Source organism: Krasilnikovia sp. MM14-A1259 (genome assembly GCF_047159535.1).
Taxonomy (GTDB): Bacteria; Actinomycetota; Actinomycetes; order Mycobacteriales; family Micromonosporaceae; genus Actinoplanes.
The window spans coordinates 4,889,751-4,906,884 of the sequence record NZ_BAAGAJ010000002.1; the positions used below are offsets into that span (position 1 = coordinate 4,889,751).

Below are 17,134 nucleotides of genomic sequence, written 5' to 3' on the forward strand. Positions count from 1 at the left end.
CCGCTCAACCGGCCCGCAAGTGGTCCTGTCCGCACGACGCGGTCGTACCCGTGCCACTACCCGCCCGGAGGCCTTTGCCTGCTGTTCCTGTGGTGCCCGGCGTACGCCGATATTGATTCGGCGTTCAGTACAGCTAGGCCGTGACCTGGGTAAACACAGGATCGCGGCCTAATTCGTTTCAGCATACTGGCGGATTTTCCCGCCCATCAGGACCGTGGTGCTCCGAGGGTGGTCGGCTGTTTCGGAACGACCTGTGCTGCGCGAGGATGCTGCTACGACTGGCACCTTTCGGGGCGCGTGAGCACGCCGAGCGCCCTTCGACACCGTCAGGCGCATCCTCTTTGGCACCACAATCCGGCGGCCCTAGCGTGCCTGCGCTTCGAAGGCCCTCACGCGCCAATCACGCAACCGCCTGGCGTACGCCGGAGTGCATCGCCACGCTCGTGGAACGCGAACACGGTGCGCAGGTGCTCATCGGTGCCGACACCACCACCGCTTCGGCGCGGTCGGTTGCGGCCGGAACCCGCTGCCGGGCCTGCCCACCCGGTTCGGTCGACGCTGCGAGACCAGATCGGCGGCTGGCTCACGACGCGGTCGTTATGGCCAACCCCGCGTGTGCCTTCACTGTGTTCGACGTTGACCGTGCCGCGCACCTCTTCCGCCGACCGTTGATCCGCCGTTGATCGGGGCATGGGAGGGTTGCTCCTGATCAACGACGAGCGATAGGAAAACGGGAATGACTTACGTGAACGGCAACACCCGGTCCCACGTGCGACGCGCCATCGCGATGGCGGCGGTCCTGGCGGCTGCGGTGTTCGGGTTCACCACAGCGACCCTCGGCGGCGGCTCGGCGAATGGCGCCGAGGTGAAGACGTCGGTTGTACAGCCCCACTCCCTCGCAAAGAAGTGGAACAGCACCTCAGCCTGCGGGGGGCCGCAGTGCATCAGCCCCGACCTGGATCTCTGATCGCCAGGGGTCAAACGCCGGCCGGGGCCGCGGGGACTGCGTCGAGCAGCTCTGCGGCCTCGGCTGCTTCCGGCAGACCGAGCCGAGAGAACAGCTCCTGTGCCCGCTGCAGATGCTCGCGCGCCGCACCGGTGCGGCCGAGGTGGTGCAGGGACTGGCCGAGCACCATCAGGGCGTTGCCCTGATCGCGCTGATTGCCCGTCTCCTCGCACAGCCGCAGCGCCCGGTCCGCTTCGGCGACCGCGCGCTCCGGCTGTCCCAGCATCCGCAGCGTGTCGGCGAGCCGGTACCGGGCGTGCGACTCCCGGCTGCGCAAACCGGCTGCCGTGCACAGCGCCAGGCACTCGGTGAAGCAGTCGGCCGCCTCCTCGTACCGCTGCAGCGTGTACAGGGCAAGGCCGAGCGTGTAGCGGGCATAGGTGGTGGCCGCATCGTCGTCCAGCTCCGCCGACCCGGCGAGCACCTCACGGCAGATCGGTACCGCCTCGGCCGCCCGCCCGCTCCGGACCCGGGCGAGCGCCGCGTTCACCGTTGTGGCGACCTCACCCGAGCGGTGACCGAGCCGCCGGGCCAGGACGATGGCCTCGTCGAAGTAGTCCGCAGCCTCGTCGTACCGGCCAACCAGCTGGGTGATCAGGCCGAGGTCGTTGAGCGCCTGGCGCAGGATCACCGGATCCTCGACCCGCCGGCACGCCGCCACAGCCCGGCTCGCCTCGGCCTCCGCCTCGCCGAGGCGGGTTGCCGCCAGCGCGATGTGCCCGCACAGGAATCGGGCCCGTCCCGCGGCGCGGACGTCCCCGACCCGTTCGGCCGTCTCGACGAGGGCACGGGCGGTGCCGATGGCGTGGCCGTAGCGCGGATCCGGCTCGAACGGGCTCAGGGCGATAAGCAGATCGATCGCGGTTCGTACGCTCGTCGTCGCGGACGGCCCGGCCGCCCGCGCGACCTGGCCGACGAGGGCGACGACGTTCTCCGTCTCGGTACCCGCCCAGGCACGTGCCGCGGCCAGGTCAGGAATCTCCAGACCCACGGCGCGGACCGGCCCGAGGGCCTGGCCGATCGGATCCCCGGGCACCGCGTGCTGGAACGCCGCACATGCCGTGGACAGCAGGAAATCCAGCAGCCGCTCGAGCGCCAGAGCGATCTCATCCGGGCGTTCGAGCTCACAGGTGCGTCGCGCGAACGCCCGCAGCAGATCGTGATAGCGGTACCGGCCCGCCGCCGCGGACTCCACCAGCGCCACGTCGACGAGCGCCTCCAGCAATTCCTCGGTGTGGTACTCGTCGCGATCCAGCAGGGCGGCCGCCGACGCCAGCGTGATCTCCGGCATGTCCACGGTGGACAGCAGGACGAACGCGCGGGCCTGCTCGGCGGTGAGCGGCCGGTAGCTCAGCTCGAAAGCTGACTGCACCGCGAGGTCCCCGATGCGCAGTTCGTCGATTCGGCGCCGCTCGTCCGCAAGTCGCTGCCGGAGCGTGGCGATGCTCCAGGTCGGACGGGCCGCCAGCCGGGCGGCTACGATCCGTACGGCCAGCGGCAGGAAGCCGCACGCTTCAACGAGGGCGCGGGCAGCATCGCGTTCGGCGGCCACCCGCTCGGCGCCGATCACCCGGCTGAGCAGCGCGACCGCTTCGGCCGGATGGAAGACCTCCAGGTCGGCCTGGACGGCCGCGGGTAGTCCGGAGAGCCTGCTGCGGCTGGTCACCAGGACCGCGCAGCCGGCGGTGCCAGGGAGCAGCGGGCGTACCTGGGCGACGTCTCGGGCGTCGTCGAGCAGGACCAGCAGACGGCGCTGGTCCACCAGCGAACGGAACAGGGCCGAGCGCGCCTCCAGGCCGTCCGGTTGGGCCTCCGGCCCGATCCCGAGCGCGGTGAGGAAGCCGGTAAGGACCAGATCCGGGTCGGCCGGCACCGGGTCGCCGCCGCGTAGGTCGGCGTAGAGCTGGCCGTCCGGGAACGCCTCCTGGACCCGGTGGGCGACGTGCAGCGCGAGCGTCGTCTTGCCCATTCCGCCCATACCGGCCACGGTGGCCACGGCCAGGGTACGGCGTGCGGCTGAGGTCAATGCCGCGGACAGGGTCGTGGCGAGCGGTGTGCGCCCGGTGAAGTCGGCCGGCTCCGGGGGAAGTTGCGCGGGACGTGGCAGGGACGACGCCCGTGCCTGGCTTTCGCCGATAGACGCTGCCGGGGGTGGTGTGGCGGCAGGTGGGCGCACGTCGGGACCGGCAGGCGGTGCCGACGGACCGGCCTGGATGGGATGGGCATGCGGTGACGCGGTCTGCCGGGCGGGATCGGCCTGTGGCATGCCGGCCGGTGGGCCGGCCGATGGCGCGGGACCGGCCGGGGGCGCATCCGGCCCCATGGCCTGGCCGGGGTCGCCGTCCAGCATGGACCGGTGCAGTTCGGTCAACTCCGGTCCCGGCTCCACGCCCAGTTCTTCGATCAGGAGCTCCCGGACGGCACGGAACACCGCGAACGCGTCGGCCTGCCGCCCGGACCCGTACAGCGCCCTCATGAGCAGCCCGTACGGCCGTTCCCGCAGGGGTCGTTCGGCGGTCAGGGTGGTCAGTTCGGGTACGCAGCGGGCGGCCCGCCCGAGGTCGAGATCGAGGCCGATCCGCTCCTCCAGCAGGGTCAGCCGCAGCTCGGCGAGCCGCTGGCGCTGCCGCTGGGCGAACGGCCCGGGCAGGCCGGCCAGTGGCTCGCCGTACCACAGGTGCAGCGCCTCGTTCAGCAGGTCGCGGGCGGCAGCCGGGTCGCCGTCCGTGCGGGCCTGCTCCGCCTTCGCGGCCAGCGCAACTGCATTCGACGCGTCGACCGCGCCGTCGGGCAGGACCACGTGGTAGCCGTCGCCGAGCGAGACGAGTACGGATGGAGCCGACCGCTCCGTCTCCAAGATCTTGCGCCAGCGCCAGGCGTACGTGCGCAGCGTGGTCATGGCGGCAGTCGGCGGTTCCTCGCCCCACAGCGCGTCGACCAGATCGGCGGCGGAGGCCGTACCGCCGGGGCGGAGTAGCAGCACGGCCATCATCGCCTGCTGTTGCGGGCTGCCGACCTGCAGAGCGCCGGGGCCACGATGCCCCCGCATCGGCCCGAGTACCGAAAACCGCAGCCCGCTCAAACCCGCGCCCCCTATCCCTGAACGACCCAACAGGTTAGGCCACGCAGTCACGCGCCTCCTGGCAGGCCGTCGAGCCGTCGTCGACGGCACGGTGATCGACGGTTGACCGGTCGTTCCTAGATTCGTCGCGAGCAAACCCGAGCGGGCCGGCCGAGACGGCTCGCGGCCCACCAGGAGTACATGATGTTGAGCGAGCAGGGCCACCAGCACACCATCCGCAGCCGCGCCGTAGGGATGGTGCTGGACGTGCGGCACCGCGGCCGGCGTGGCGCGACCATACCCGCGGTGGCGCAGCGGCTGGGTATCAGCCAGGACACCCTGCGCAGATGGGTGGCGCAGGCGGGGGCGGCGGTACCCGACGAGGACCGGGTCACCGCGCTGACCCGGCGGCTGCACGCGCTGCAGCGGGAGAACGAGATCCTGCGCGCGGCGTCGGATTTCTTCGCGCGGGAGCTCGACCCGCAATTCCGGTGACGGTCAGGTTCATCGAGTCCCATCGGGACACGTACGGAGTCGAGCGGATCTGCCGCACGTTGCGGATCCCTCCGTCGACCTACTACGCGGCCAGGTCCCGCCCGCCGTCCGCGCGGTCCCAGCGCGACGCCGAGCTGCTCGCCGAGATCCTGCGCATCCACCGGGACAGCGCCGGCCGGTTCGGCGCCCGGCGGGTGTGGAGCCGGTTGCTGGAGCAGGGACACGACGTCGCCCGATGCACGGTGGAGCGGCTGATGCGCCGGGCCGGGCTGACCGGCACGAGCGGGAGCACCCCTCGTGACGGCGGCGGGCCCGAGCCGATCACCATCGATCAGGAGCACGTACGTTGAGATTCTCCAGGCAGTTGTACAAGGCCGGCCTCGACGCGCCGTCGGGTTTCCGGCACCAACGCACCTCCGCGCTGCTCAGCCGGGGCCTGCTGGCCCACACCGGCTATCCAGGAATCCCCACCTACACCCCTATCGGCACGGAGGTGCTCGCGAGGATCGAGGGCCGGCTCGCCACCGCCCTCGAACAGGCCGGCTTCTCCCAGGTACGCATCCCATCGGTCATGAAGGACTCCGAGCTCACCGCCGGTGAACCGGTAGGCGAGCAGTTCCTGAGCAAGATCCTGTTCCTGTCGGACACGCTGCGCGGGTACCACCTGCTGACCAGCCCCGAGATGCTGCTCACCGGCGCCCTCGGGTCGGCCCCGCTGTCCCATCGTGACCTGCCGATCCGGGTGGGCTACCTGACCGACATCTTCCGGCAGATGAAGAACACCCGCTCGATCCTGCGGTTGCGGCAGTTCCGCGTCCTGGGTGGCCTCGCGCTCGAACCGGACGACGCCGGCGTGCGTGGCAGCCTGGACGAGCTCGTGGCGCTCACCGTCGACACGTTGGCCGGCCTCGGGCTCCCCCTCCGGCAGCAATGGAGCACGGATCCGCTGCACGTGGAAATCTTCTATCCCTGCGCCGAGGGCAGCACCAACGTGGCGGACGAGGGATCGCTCACCGGAATCGCGAAGGCGCTGAGCCTTGCGGTGGGCTACCACTACGCTGCCGCGACGCCGCCGCCGGTCAGCTACCGGACCGCCGGGAACGCCCTCACCGGGGCGCGGATGGCGACCTACGCGCTGTGCACCAACCGGGTGCTGTACGCCGTGTTCGACCGGCACCGCGACTCGCTCGGGTTCTCGCTCCCGGCGTCGCTGCGCCCGTTCGACGCGGTCGTCGTCCCGGTCGGCGCGGACGCGGTGGCCGCCGCGGAACGGCTGCATGCGACGCTCGTCGGCCGGGGGATCCGGTCCGCGCTGGACGACCGGCTCAACCGTCCGGCAGTCGCGCGGCAACGCTTCGCGGACTACCTGGGTGCCCCCGTGACGCTGCGGGTGGGCGCGGACGACTTCACGCTGATCCGTCGCGGCGGCCGGTGTCTTGACGACCCGGTGCGCGATGCCGACGAGCTTGCCGGGGCCGTGCAGCGGCTGCTCGGCGGCGCGCCGGTGGGCGTCGGCGGGCGGGGGTGACCGTCGGATGCCGTACACCCTGGTGATGGCGAAACCGGATGCGATGCGGCGGCCGGACGTGCTGGCCGCCATCGACGAGCAGATCGCCACGGCCTCTGTGGCCCGCCGGTACGCCGTCGACACCGCGCTGACCGAGGAGCAGGCGCGGACGCTGTTCCCCTCATTCGACGAGGTGCGATACCCCCTCACTCGGGCGCTGCTGCTGTGTTACCTCACCAGCGGCCCGGTCCGATTCGTCGTGCTCTCGGGAAGCAACGCCCTCGGCGCGGGCCGGCAGATCCGGCGTTCCGTGCGGAACCGGTTCGCCGTCGCCGCGCTGGCGAACTGCGTGCACGCCGCGGCGGACCCGGAGGAAGCCGCGCGCCAGTTGGGCTGGCTCAGTGCCACGCACGGCACGCCACCGCACTGGTCCGGTGACACCGGTTCAGGGTCGGCCGCGGCCGGTGTGACGCCGGTACCCGGGATCACCGGCCGGCTGGCCGCCGTCGATCTGGGGCGACTCGCGCGATCGGTCTGGAGTGTCCTGGAACGGGTGGGCTGGGGTGGGCTGTGGCAGGCCCCGGCCGCGCCCGGGCAGTGGGTCACCAGGCTGTGCTCCGACGACGCGCACTCCCTCGACTACGCCGCCGCGACGCTGTACGAGGTGCATCCGGACCTGTCGCCGGTGCGTGCGGTGCAGGCGGTGCTGCGCGTCGATCAGACCGGCTCGGCGATCGTCCACGCCGGATCCCGCACAGCTGCGACGGAACTCGCGTCGGCGTTGGCCCACCGCGGGTTGACTGCGGCGGCCGACCCAGTCACCTGATTCCCCACACCTGGGCCACCCATCCCGCCACCCCGTAACCGAAACCGGCCTGGGCCGGCCACACCGTTATCGAAACCGGCCGGAAGCCGGCCGCGCTGCCGCGGCCGGCTTCTCGTCTTTGCGCCCCCGGGCAATGGTCGACAGTCATTGTGTCGACCATTTTCCATTCTCTTCTACGACAAACCCGGGGCGGAGCCAGAGCGCGGCGAACTGCGGATACATCCTTGTGAGAAGGGGAAGTCGGGGACCGTCCGGCGGATCTCTACGCAATTCCTGGGGCGGATACCTGATCGCCTTGACCGCGCACCGGAAGGCGATATCTAATTCCCTCAGCGACCGGTACGGAAATGTGGTCGGAACAATTTTCTGAATGGGCTGGAGGTGATTTCCATGCGTAAGCACGCCGTAGCCATGCGCCCGCGCCTCGAGAAGGTGTCGGCCAAGTGATGACAGCCACCTGATCGGTCCCGGGCCGGGCGCCGCACCGGCGCCCGGCCCCGGGCCACGGCACGGAAAGGAACGACCATGACGCAGACGGCCCCACCGGTGGTCGCGGTCGTCGACGAGCGGCTGACCACGACCAGCATCTGCCTGGCGGTGGCGTACGGCGCCCGGCACGACCCTCCGGGACAGGGCGGCCTCGCGCACCTGCTGGAGCACGCGCTGATGGCCGCGCCGGTCCGGGCTGGCGCGTCGGTCACCGAGTACGTCGAGCGTCTCGGCGGCCACGCCAACGCCGAGACCGGCCTGGAACTGATGCTGTTCTACGCCCGCGTGCACGCCGATGACGCCGACGCCGTCGCTGACCGGCTGCTGGAAGCGGTGCTGCAGCCCGCCTTCGACCCGGACCTCGTCCGAGGTGAACGCGGTGTCGTACTCAGCGAGCTGGCCGCCGCGGAGGCCGACCCGTGCGATGTCGTCCAGGATCTGTTCCTGGCCCGCCTGTTCCCCGGGCATCCGCTGGGCCGCCCGGTCGGCGGCAGCCGCGCCGAGGTCGAGGCCCTGGAGCCCGACGACGTGGCACGCGGCCACGAGCGGGTGTTCCGGCCCGCTCCCATGACCATGTTCGTGACCGGCCCACGGGTGCCCGCGCCACTGGCGCACGCCCCAGCGGCACCGGCCACCGGCGGTGCGGCCGCCGATCGCGGCGGTGCGCCGGCTCCGCTCGCGGGCGTGCCGGGCGACGTGGAGTGGCCCGACCGGTACGCCTGGGCCGCGATCGGGGCCCGCTCCACCGATCTGGGCGACCCGGACCGCCATGCGTACGAGATCCTGGCGCAGCTGCTCGGCGGCAGTCCCGCCTCGATGCTGTACCGCGCGCTGCGCAACGAGCGCGGGCTGGCCTACTCCTTCCAGGCGTGGAACCGCGCATACCGCGACGGTGGGGCGTGGCGGGTGCTGGTAGGCGTCGAGCCGGGCAACGGCGACGCGATCCTGGCGACCGTCCGCGACACGCTGCGCCGCGTCGCCGCCGGTGTGGAACCGGACGACATGGCGGCGGCCTACCGGCAGGCCCGGATGGCGTTGATCGTCGGACGGGAAGATCCGCTGGAGCACGTGCGAATGATGGCCCAGCGCAGCGGGGCCGGCACCCACGTCTGGACCCCGTCCGCGGAACTCGCGGCGCTGCGGGCGGTCACCGCCGAGGACGTACGCCGCGCCGCCGCCCGGATCCTCGACGATCTGGTGGTCGCCGTATGGCCGCAGCCGTGACCGCGCCGCCCGCAGGCTACCTGGACGACGCGGCGGACGCCGGGCTGCTGCACCACCGCGCCGGCCTGCCGTATGTCGCCGGCGTCTGCACCGACGTCATCGGCGGCGAGCGGCAGTACCTGATCGAGTACCTCGACCCGGCGCTGCTGGCCGCCGACCCCGCGCTGGACTGGCTCGCCGCGCAGGCCGGCGCGGCGCAGCCCGCGGTCGACGTCCTGCTCCTGCGCACCGACTCCGCGACCGCGCCCGGCGCCCCGTGGGAGCGGCACCTGAGCTACCTGCGGTTCGTCGGACCGGCCGGCCCGCCGCCCGCCGCGGTCCGCGTCCACGCGGCCGGGCCTGAGCACGACACGCTGGTCCGTGACTGGCTGGTCGAGGCCATGACCGAGAGCGCGGCCGAACGGCGTCGCACCGGCGACCCGGCCGACCTGCGGGCGCTGGCCGACACGATGCTCGCTCAGCCGGGCCGCCGGTCGTACCTTGCAGTCCACGAAGGGCGGACGATCGGCCACCTGACGCTCTGCCCCGACCGGCACGACGACGTCACGGGCCGCCGGTACACCGAACTGACCGACGTGTTCGTGGCGCCGGCCGAGTTGCGCCGTACCGCGATCACCGCGCTGATCGCGGCGACCGTCGCGGCGCTGCCCGCCGGTGAGCTGTGCATCGGCCAGGTGGCACACCCCCTGTCCGAGGTGGACCCGGACAAGGGCGGACGGATCCTGAGCGTCCTGCTGGCTACCGGCTGGGCCCACGACCACACCTTCTGGAGGCGTACGCCGTGACGACCGACCTGCTGTACCGGCTGCTCGACGTCGACCCCGACAGCGGCCCGGCGGAGCTGCTGCACCGGGCCCGGGGCACCCACTACCAACTGCCGTACCTCGTGCTGTCCGCGCTGGCGCGCGACGGCGCCCGGATGGGTGAACCCGCCCGCGCCGAGCTGCAGCGTGCGCAGGAGCGGTCTCGCCGCTACGCCGACCTGGCGGCGGACCTGGCCGCCGCCACCGGGGTCCGGGCGATCAAGGGCCTCCAGCTCGCCGCCCGCTACCCCGCCGACCTGCTGCGCCCGCAGGGCGACCTCGACCTGGTCGCCCCGGACGAGGCCGCGCTCTGGCGGGCGGTGACCCGGATCGCCGAGCAGCACCCGGTGGAGAACATCGACGTCACCGTGTTCGGCGTCGAGCCGCGCCACACCATGGTCGTGATGTTCTGGCCCGCGGAGGATCCGCTGGTCGACCCGTGGTTCAAGGTGGAGATCTGCACCGCGGCGCTGACCGGAGACTTCGGCTGCGTCCCGGTGCGTCCGGTGCTCCACGCACCCGACCACGTCGAATGCCTGATCGCACTGGCGGAGGAAGGGCTGCAGCGGCCGTTCCGGCACCGCGACGTGCTAGACGTCCGCGCGTTGTCCACGGCGGAGTTCGACCCGGCGGACACGGTCGCAGCGGTGGCCGCGTACCGGCTGGCGCCGGAAGCCGCGGACCTGCTCGACTTCGCGGCCCGCTACACCCCGCTCGGTGCCCTGGCCGCGGTGCGTGCGGCGCTGGAACCGGAGGTGACGGCCGAGCAGTGCCGCCGGGACCGGCCCCCCGCCACGATCGGCGCCGGCCGGCCCGAGCACGGTCTGTTCCTACGCCGCGTGCCGGTCCGGCCGGGCTGGGACTCCGCCCGCGTGCGCTCCTTCGGCGGGGGACGGCTGCTGCTCACGCCGGTCGCCGACTACCTGCTCACCGACCGGGAGGTCGTCTCGCGCGCCCGGTACGACGCCGCCCTGGCCGAACTGGACCGCGACGACCGGAGCCGGTCGTGACCCCCGCGGTGGAGACCCGCGGGCTCACCCGTACGTATCGGGTCGGCCGCACCGGCACCGCGACCGCCCTCGACCGCCTCGACCTCGTCGTCGCTCCCGGCGAGGTGCACGGCCTGCTGGGCCCGAACGGGGCCGGCAAGACCACCCTGTGCCGGATCCTGTCGACCGTGCTGCTGCCCACCTCCGGCACGGCCCGGGTATGCGGCCGCGACGTCGTCGCCGACGCGTCCGCGGTCAAGCACAGCGTCGGCATCGTCTTCGGCGGCGACAAGGGACTGTACGGCCGCCTCACCGCCCGCCAGAACCTCACGTTCTGGGCGGCGTTGTACGGGCTGCGTGGCCGGGCCGGGCAGCGCCGCGTGGACGCCCTGCTGCACCGGTGCGGACTGGCCGAGCGCGCCGGCGAGCGGGTGGACACGTTCTCCCGGGGGATGAAGCAGCGGCTGCACCTGGCCCGGGGCCTGCTCGCCGAGGCGCCCGTGCTGGTGCTCGACGAACCCACCGCGGGCATGGACCCGGTCGCCGCGCACGACTTCCGGGCACTGGTCGGTGAACTGCGCGCCGACGGGCGGACCGTGCTGCTCACCACGCACGACATGGCCGAGGCCGCCGCGCTCTGCGACCGGGTCAGCCTGATCGACCAGGGTCGGCTGCTGGTGACCGACACCCCGGCCGCGGTCGGGTCGCTGGTCAGCCGCTACGACCGGATCGACGCGGCCGGGGTGCCGGCGGCGCTGTGGACGCGGCTGCCCGACCTGCCGGGGGTGGTCGCCACCGACCGCCTCGACGACGGCACCTGCCGGATCTCGGTCGAACAGGGACCGGCCGTCGGGGCGGTCCTCGGGGAGCTGGTCGGCGCCGGGGTGACCCGCCTGCGCACCGACCGGCCCGGCCTGGAAGAGGTCTACCTGCACCTCATCGGCGACCGCGGCATGGCGGTACGGCGATGAGGATGCTCACGACCGGCTTCCGGTTCCAGCTGCGCCAACTCCGCCGGTCCCCGGACACCGCGCAGCTCTGCGTCACCGCGCCGCTGTTCACGCTCATCCTGCTGGCGATGACCGAGCACGCGGGCCGGGGCGACCTGGCGCCGTACGCGGTGGTCGCACCGACCCTGATGACACTGTGGAGCGCCGCCCTCACGCTGGCCGGCCAGATGATCACCGAGGAGCGGATCCTGGGCACCCTCGAAGGGCTGGTCGCGGCGCCGGTGTCGCTGGCGGTGCTGGTCATCGGGCGGCTCTCGGTGGTCACCGTGGTCGGCGCTGCCGCCTTCGCCGAAGCGTGGCTGGTGGCCGGGATCGGCTTCGGCCGCTGGGTGGCACCGGGCCATCCGCTGCTGTTCGCCCTGACGGTCGGGGTCGCCGGCCTGGCCACGGCCGGCACGGCGAGCGTGCTGTCTCCGCTGTTCGTGCTCATGCCGACGGCACGGACCATCCAGAACACCCTGACCTACCCGTTCTACCTGCTGGGCGGGGTCCTGGTCCCGGTGTCGCTGCTGCCGCAATGGCTGCACCCGGCATCGCGCGCGGTGTTCCTGTCCTGGGCTGCGGATCTGCTGCGCGACAGCCTGCTCGCGCGGCCGGTCGGGCATCCCGGCGCGCGGCTGCTCGCGATCGCCGGGCTGGGCGCCGCCGGCTTCGGCGTCGGCGCGTATCTGCTGCACCGGGTGCTGCGACAGGTACGCCGCACCGGCACCCTGGGGCAGGCATGACGACCGCCACGCACGTCCGCCCGGCCACCGTCGTGGCCCGCAGCGCCGCCATCGCCGCCGCCGACCTCGCCGCCGTCTACACCTGGCGGACCTGGCTGTTCGGATGGCTCGGCCGGGTGCTCGCGCAGGTCAGCTTCTTCACGCTGGTCGGCCGGCTGCTCGACCGCCCGGACCAGCTCACCTACCTGGTACTCGGTAACGCGGTGATGACCTGCGTCATGGAGGCCATGATGGTGGTCGCCTCATCCAGCTGGGAACGGTCCCTGGGCACCCTGCCCCTGCTGTCGAGCGCGCCCGCGCGACTGTTCTGGGTCTTCGTCGGCCGCAGCCTGCAATGGCCGGTCAGCGGCGCCGGAACCTCGCTGGTGGCCCTGTTCGCGCTCGGGCCGCTGTTCGGCGTGCGCTGGCAGGCCGGGCAGGTGCCGGCGATCGTCGCGCTCGTGCTGCTGACCGCGCTGGGTACGTACTGCTGCGGGTTGTTCCTGGCCGGTCTGACGATCAACCTGCCGGAGCTGCGCAACATCGTCTCCAACGCCGCCTACCTGCTGATGATGGCGTTCTGCGGCGTCCAGGTGCCGTCGGCGTTCTGGCCCGGCTGGGTCCGTGCCGTGGCGTGGCCGATACCGCTGACCCACACGCTCGCCGCCGTGCGGCGGGTGGCCGCCGGCGCCGGACCGGCCGACGTACTCGCCCCGGCCGCCCTGGCCGTCGCGGTCTCCGGTGGCTGGTTCGCCGCCGCCTACCTGGCCTTCCGGGTCCAGGAACGCCGCGGGCGGCGGCACGGCCTGCTGTACCTGAGCTGACCCCGACCCCACCACAGGAGACACCCATGAGACACGGCGCCGTCGTGTGGCTGACCGGCCTGTCCGGCGCCGGCAAGACCACCGTCGCCGGACACCTGGTCGAGATGGTGCTGGCCCGCGGCACCCGGCCGGTCCTGCTCGACGGCGACCGGATCCGTGCGGCCCTGCCCACCACGCTCGGCCACACCGCTGCCGAACGGCGGCAGCTCGGCGCCGGGTACGGGCGGCTGGCCCGGGAGTTCGCCCGGCAGGGCCACCTGGTCGTCTGCGCCACCATCTCGCTGTTCCACGACATCCAGCGGTGGAACCGCGCGAACCTCCCGCACTACGTCGAGGTGTGGCTGCGCGTACCCGAGGCGGAACTGCGCCGCCGCGATCCCAAGGGGCTGTACGGCGCCGGCCACGCCGACCTGGCCGGAGTGGACGTACCGGCACAGTTCCCGACCTCGCCCGACCTCGTGATCGACAACTCGGGCGCGACCTCGGCGGAGCAGGCCGCCGCCGCCGTTCTGCACGCACTGATCGACAAGGATCTGACATGACTACGTTGACCTGGGACTACACCGCCCTCGCGCAGACCTACGCCGACCGGCCCGACTACGCCCCGGCCGCCGTGGACGAGGTGCTGGAACTGGCCGGGGCCGCCTCGGGTGCCCCGGCCTGCGACATCGGCGCCGGCTCCGGCCACCTGACACTGCCACTGTCGGCCCGCGGCCTGGTGGTGGACGCGGTCGAACCGAACGCCGCCATGCGCGCCCTGGGCGGACGCCGCACCGCGCAGTCGCCGTCGGTGCGCTGGTTCGACGGCACCGCTGAGGCGACCGGCCGGGCAGCCGGGCGGTACCGCCTGGTGACGTTCGGTTCCTCGTTCAACGTCGCCGACCCGGCCTGCACCCTGCCGGAGACGGCGCGGATCCTCGCCGACGGTGGCTGGTTCGCCTGCCTGTGGAATCACCGCGACCTCACCGACCCGCTGCAGCAGCGGATCGAGGACCTGATCCGGCGGCGGGTGCCCGGCTACACGTACGGGGCCCGCCGGGCCGACCAGAGCGCCGTGATCGCCGACAGCGGTCTGTTCGGCCCGGTGCACGCGATCACCCGGACGGTGCTGCACCGGGTGGCGACCGAGACGTGGTGTGCGGCGTGGCGTTCCCACGCCACACTGGCCCGGCAGGCAGGCCCCGGCTTCCCCGCGGTGGTCGACGCGATCACCGAACTGGTCCGCGACGCCAGCGGTACGCACGTGGAGATCCCCTACACGACGCGGGGCTGGGCCGCGCCGGTACAGGGGAAGCGGCCGTGACCACCACCCTCGTCCGCTTCGGCACCAAGGCGGAGACCCTCGCCGCCCTGGGGCCGCTGCTGCGGACCGCGCGGGTGCTGCCGTCGGTGCGCTTCACGGTCGGGCAGTGGCGTGCCGACCCGGCCGCGACCGTCGACCGGATCCTCGCCCGCGCATGGGCCGATGGGCCGCTGGTGGTACGCAGCAGTGCGCTCGCCGAGGACACGCTGCAGGCGTCCCAGGCCGGCCGGTTCCATTCGGCGCTCGGTGTGCGGGGCGCCGAACGGTTGCGGGCCGCCGTCGAAGCGGTCATCGACTCGTACGACGGGCCGTGCGCCGACGATCAGGTCATGGTGCAGCCGCAACTGGCCGAACCGCTGGCCAGCGGCGTGGCCTGCTCGTGCGATCCGAGCAGCGGGGCACCGTACCGGGTGCTCAGCTGGGTCGACGGCGCGGCGACCGACACGGTCACCGGCGGGCGGGGCGAGGGCGTCCGCACCTGGTACGGGGTGACCGGCCGGCACCCGCGCCCGCCGCTGGCCCACCTCGACGGGATCCTCGACCTGATCACCGAGGTCGTGGAACTGACCGGGCACGACCGGGTCGAAGTGGAGTTCGCGGTCACCGCCGCCGGTGAGGCGGTGCTGTTCCAGGCCCGCCCGCTGGTCGTGCAGCGCAGCGAGGTGCCGGTGCCCGTGCATCGCCGGCTGCTGTCGACCGTTGCCGAGCGCTGGCGCGAACGCGAGCGGACCCCCGGTGTCCTCGGCAGCCGCCAGCTCTACGGGGTGATGCCGGACTGGAACCCCGCCGAGATCATCGGCCTGCGCCCCCGGGCCCTCGCCCGGTCGCTGTACCGGGCATTGATCACCGACCGCACCTGGGCCCGGGCCCGCGCGCGGTACGGCTACCGGGACCTCGGCGGCACCCCGCTCATGGTGGACTTCGCGGGCATGCCGTACATCGACGTGCGGGCCAGCTTCACCTCGTTCGTCCCGGCCGTGCTCTCGGACGGGCTGGCCGCCCGGCTCGTGGACCACTACCTCGACGTCCTGGCCGACCGGCCGCACCTGCATGACAAGACCGAGTTCGACATCGTGCTCTCGTGCAACACCTTCGATCTGCGCAGCCGGGTGCGCGACCTGGCCGGGCAGGGCTTCACCGCGAGCGAGCGGTCCCGCATCCACCGTGGCCTCGTCGACCTGACCAACCGGCTGGTCCGCCCCGACGGCGTCTGGCGGCACGACATGCGGCGGCTGCGGCGGCTGCCGACCACCCGCACTGCGGACGTCGGCGACGCCCTGCGCAACTGCGTCGAGTACGGCGCCCTGCCCTTCGCCGGGCTGGCCCGCGCCGGTTTCGTGGGGATGCAGCTGCTGTCCGGCCTGACCGCCGCCGGCGTGCTGTCCGAGGCCGACCGGGCGGCCCTGCTGAACGGGCTGGGCACGGTGGCGGGCGACATCGTCAAGGATTTTCGCACCCTGAACCGGGCGGCCTTCCTCGACCGCTACGGCCACCTGCGCCCCGGCACCTACGACATCCTGTCACGGCGCTACGACGAGCAGCCCGACCGCTACTTCGACTGGGCGGCACTGGCCGCCGGACCGGCGGAGCCGGACGGGTTCCGTCCCACCGCGGCGCAGCGCCGCGACATCGCCGTCCTGCTGGGCGACGCCGGCTTCCGCTGCGGCCCGGACGAGATGCTCGCGTTCATCCGCGACGCGATCCGGGAGCGGGAACGCGCGAAGTTCGAGTTCACCCGGGTACTCAGCGACGTCCTGGTGACCGCCGGCCGGATCGGCGAGCGGCACGGCCTGGACGTGGAGGACATGTCCCACGTGGACGTGTCCGTGCTCACCGCGCTGCGCGGCGACCATGCCGCCGACGCGGCGACGCTGGCCGCGGCCGCCGCGGCGGGCCGGGCCGAGCACGCCGGCACCCGCTCGGTGCTGCTGCCGCCGCTGCTGCGTACGCCGGACGACGCCTGGGGCTTCGAGCTGCCCGACCTGGTGCCCAACTTCGTCACCCAGCTGCGGGTGCAGGCACCGGTCGCCGACATCGAACGCGGCGACCCCCCGGCCGGGGCGATCGCCCTGGTGTCCAGCGCCGACCCGGGCTACGACTGGTTGTTCGCCCGCGGCATCCGGGGCCTGGTCACCGCGTACGGCGGCACCAACTCCCACATGGCGATCCGCGCCCAGGAGCTGGGCGTGCCCGCGGTGACCGGGGTGGGCGAGCAGCGCTTCGCGCAGTACCGGCGGGCCGCCCGGCTGGACGTCGACTGCGCCAACCGGCTCGTCCGGGTGCTGTCGTGATCCCGGTCGGCATCACCCAGCGCCTGCTGCCACCCGACGAGTTCGGGGAGCGCCGCAGCGCCCTCGACGTGCGCTGGCCGAGGCTGCTGGCCCGGTGCGGGCTGGCGGCCGTGCCGCTACCACCCGACGAGACCCTGGCCGTCGCGGTGGCCGAGGCCGCCTCGGTCGCCGGGCTGCTGCTCTCCGGCGGCGAGGACCTGGCCCGGTACGGCGGCCCGGCACCCGAGCGGGACGCCGCCGAGCGGGCGCTGCTCGACTGGGCGCTGCGGACCGGACGGCCGGTGCTCGGCGTCTGCCGGGGAATGCAGGTCGTCGTCGACCGTTTCGGCGGCGTGCTGCACCCGGTCGACGGGCACGTGGCCGCCCGGCACGAGGTCGCCGTCGACGGCCGGAGCCGGATGGTGACCTGCTACCACCGGTGGGCCGCCCGGGCGGTGCCGGACCCGTGCACGGTCACCGCCCGCCGGGGTGACGTCGTGGAGGCGGTACGGCTGACCGGTACCCGGGTGCACGGCATCATGTGGCATCCCGAACGCGAGGACCCGCCCGACGAAGCCGACCTGGCGATGATCCGGAGCGTTCTCGGGGGTGCACGGTGAGGG

16 protein-coding genes and 1 other annotated feature are annotated in these 17,134 nt (G+C 73.1%); of the genes, 15 read left to right on the forward strand and 1 reads right to left on the reverse strand.

Annotated features, from left to right (window positions below; translation table 11 throughout):
* Positions 1–745: 745 nt before the first annotated feature.
* Complete coding sequence (locus ACMCNK_RS22230) at positions 746–967, forward strand: hypothetical protein (RefSeq protein WP_412738312.1); 222 nt, start codon at positions 746–748, stop codon at positions 965–967.
* A gap of 10 nt (positions 968–977) precedes the next feature.
* On the opposite strand, the gene ACMCNK_RS22235 is transcribed toward ACMCNK_RS22230, so the two are convergent.
* Positions 978–4,055, reverse strand: coding sequence for an AfsR/SARP family transcriptional regulator (locus ACMCNK_RS22235; protein ID WP_412738313.1), 3,078 nt, complete (start codon positions 4,053–4,055; stop codon positions 978–980).
* Between the two features lie 216 nt (positions 4,056–4,271).
* Here ACMCNK_RS22235 and ACMCNK_RS22240 point away from each other — a divergent pair, with 216 nt between their 5' ends.
* The 14 genes from ACMCNK_RS22240 (at position 4,272) to ACMCNK_RS22305 (ending at position 17,131) form a co-directional block, all read left to right on the forward strand.
* Entirely contained in the window at positions 4,272–4,562 is a 291-nt protein-coding gene (locus tag ACMCNK_RS22240) for a transposase (protein WP_412738314.1), read from the forward strand.
* Positions 4,523–4,636 (forward strand) — a sequence feature (AL1L pseudoknot). It overlaps the preceding gene by 40 nt.
* Positions 4,559–4,912, forward strand: a complete 354-nt coding sequence (locus ACMCNK_RS22245; protein ID WP_412738315.1) for an IS3 family transposase — start codon at positions 4,559–4,561, stop codon at positions 4,910–4,912. Its footprint overlaps the feature before it by 78 nt. The genes ACMCNK_RS22240 and ACMCNK_RS22245 overlap by 4 nt, the downstream gene beginning before the upstream one ends.
* The gene (locus ACMCNK_RS22250) at positions 4,909–6,090 is read left to right on the forward strand and encodes a hypothetical protein (RefSeq protein WP_412738316.1); all 1,182 of its coding nucleotides are present in this window, start codon (positions 4,909–4,911) and stop codon (positions 6,088–6,090) included. Before ACMCNK_RS22245 ends, ACMCNK_RS22250 begins: the two co-directional genes overlap by 4 nt.
* Positions 6,091–6,097: 7 nt before the next feature.
* Positions 6,098–6,895 (forward strand): ATP-dependent Clp protease adaptor ClpS, encoded by a 798-nt coding sequence (locus ACMCNK_RS22255; protein WP_412738317.1) that lies wholly within the window; start codon positions 6,098–6,100, stop codon positions 6,893–6,895.
* Between the two features lie 525 nt (positions 6,896–7,420).
* Positions 7,421–8,608, forward strand: coding sequence for a M16 family metallopeptidase (locus ACMCNK_RS22260; RefSeq protein WP_412738318.1), 1,188 nt, complete (start codon positions 7,421–7,423; stop codon positions 8,606–8,608).
* On the forward strand, positions 8,593–9,393 hold the full coding sequence (locus ACMCNK_RS22265) for a GNAT family N-acetyltransferase (RefSeq protein ID WP_412738319.1): 801 nt from the start codon (positions 8,593–8,595) through the stop codon (positions 9,391–9,393). The genes ACMCNK_RS22260 and ACMCNK_RS22265 overlap by 16 nt, the downstream gene beginning before the upstream one ends.
* Positions 9,390–10,421 carry a hypothetical protein gene (locus tag ACMCNK_RS22270; RefSeq protein ID WP_412738320.1) on the forward strand — a complete coding sequence of 344 codons (1,032 nt, stop codon included), beginning with the start codon at positions 9,390–9,392 and terminating at the stop codon, positions 10,419–10,421. Before ACMCNK_RS22265 ends, ACMCNK_RS22270 begins: the two co-directional genes overlap by 4 nt.
* A complete protein-coding gene (locus ACMCNK_RS22275; RefSeq protein WP_412738321.1) occupies positions 10,418–11,371 on the forward strand; it encodes an ABC transporter ATP-binding protein in 954 nt (317 codons plus the stop codon). The genes ACMCNK_RS22270 and ACMCNK_RS22275 overlap by 4 nt, the downstream gene beginning before the upstream one ends.
* Positions 11,368–12,135, forward strand: coding sequence for an ABC transporter permease (locus ACMCNK_RS22280; protein ID WP_412738322.1), 768 nt, complete (start codon positions 11,368–11,370; stop codon positions 12,133–12,135). The genes ACMCNK_RS22275 and ACMCNK_RS22280 overlap by 4 nt, the downstream gene beginning before the upstream one ends.
* Positions 12,132–12,938, forward strand: a complete 807-nt coding sequence (locus ACMCNK_RS22285; protein WP_412738323.1) for an ABC transporter permease — start codon at positions 12,132–12,134, stop codon at positions 12,936–12,938. The genes ACMCNK_RS22280 and ACMCNK_RS22285 overlap by 4 nt, the downstream gene beginning before the upstream one ends.
* A gap of 26 nt (positions 12,939–12,964) precedes the next feature.
* Entirely contained in the window at positions 12,965–13,480 is a 516-nt protein-coding gene (locus ACMCNK_RS22290) for an adenylyl-sulfate kinase (protein WP_412738324.1), read from the forward strand.
* Entirely contained in the window at positions 13,477–14,241 is a 765-nt protein-coding gene (locus tag ACMCNK_RS22295) for a class I SAM-dependent methyltransferase (protein WP_412738325.1), read from the forward strand. The genes ACMCNK_RS22290 and ACMCNK_RS22295 overlap by 4 nt, the downstream gene beginning before the upstream one ends.
* A complete protein-coding gene (locus ACMCNK_RS22300; RefSeq protein ID WP_412738326.1) occupies positions 14,238–16,532 on the forward strand; it encodes a PEP-utilizing enzyme in 2,295 nt (764 codons plus the stop codon). Before ACMCNK_RS22295 ends, ACMCNK_RS22300 begins: the two co-directional genes overlap by 4 nt.
* A complete protein-coding gene (locus ACMCNK_RS22305; RefSeq protein ID WP_412738327.1) occupies positions 16,529–17,131 on the forward strand; it encodes a gamma-glutamyl-gamma-aminobutyrate hydrolase family protein in 603 nt (200 codons plus the stop codon). Before ACMCNK_RS22300 ends, ACMCNK_RS22305 begins: the two co-directional genes overlap by 4 nt.
* The last annotated feature ends 3 nt before the right edge of the window (positions 17,132–17,134 follow it).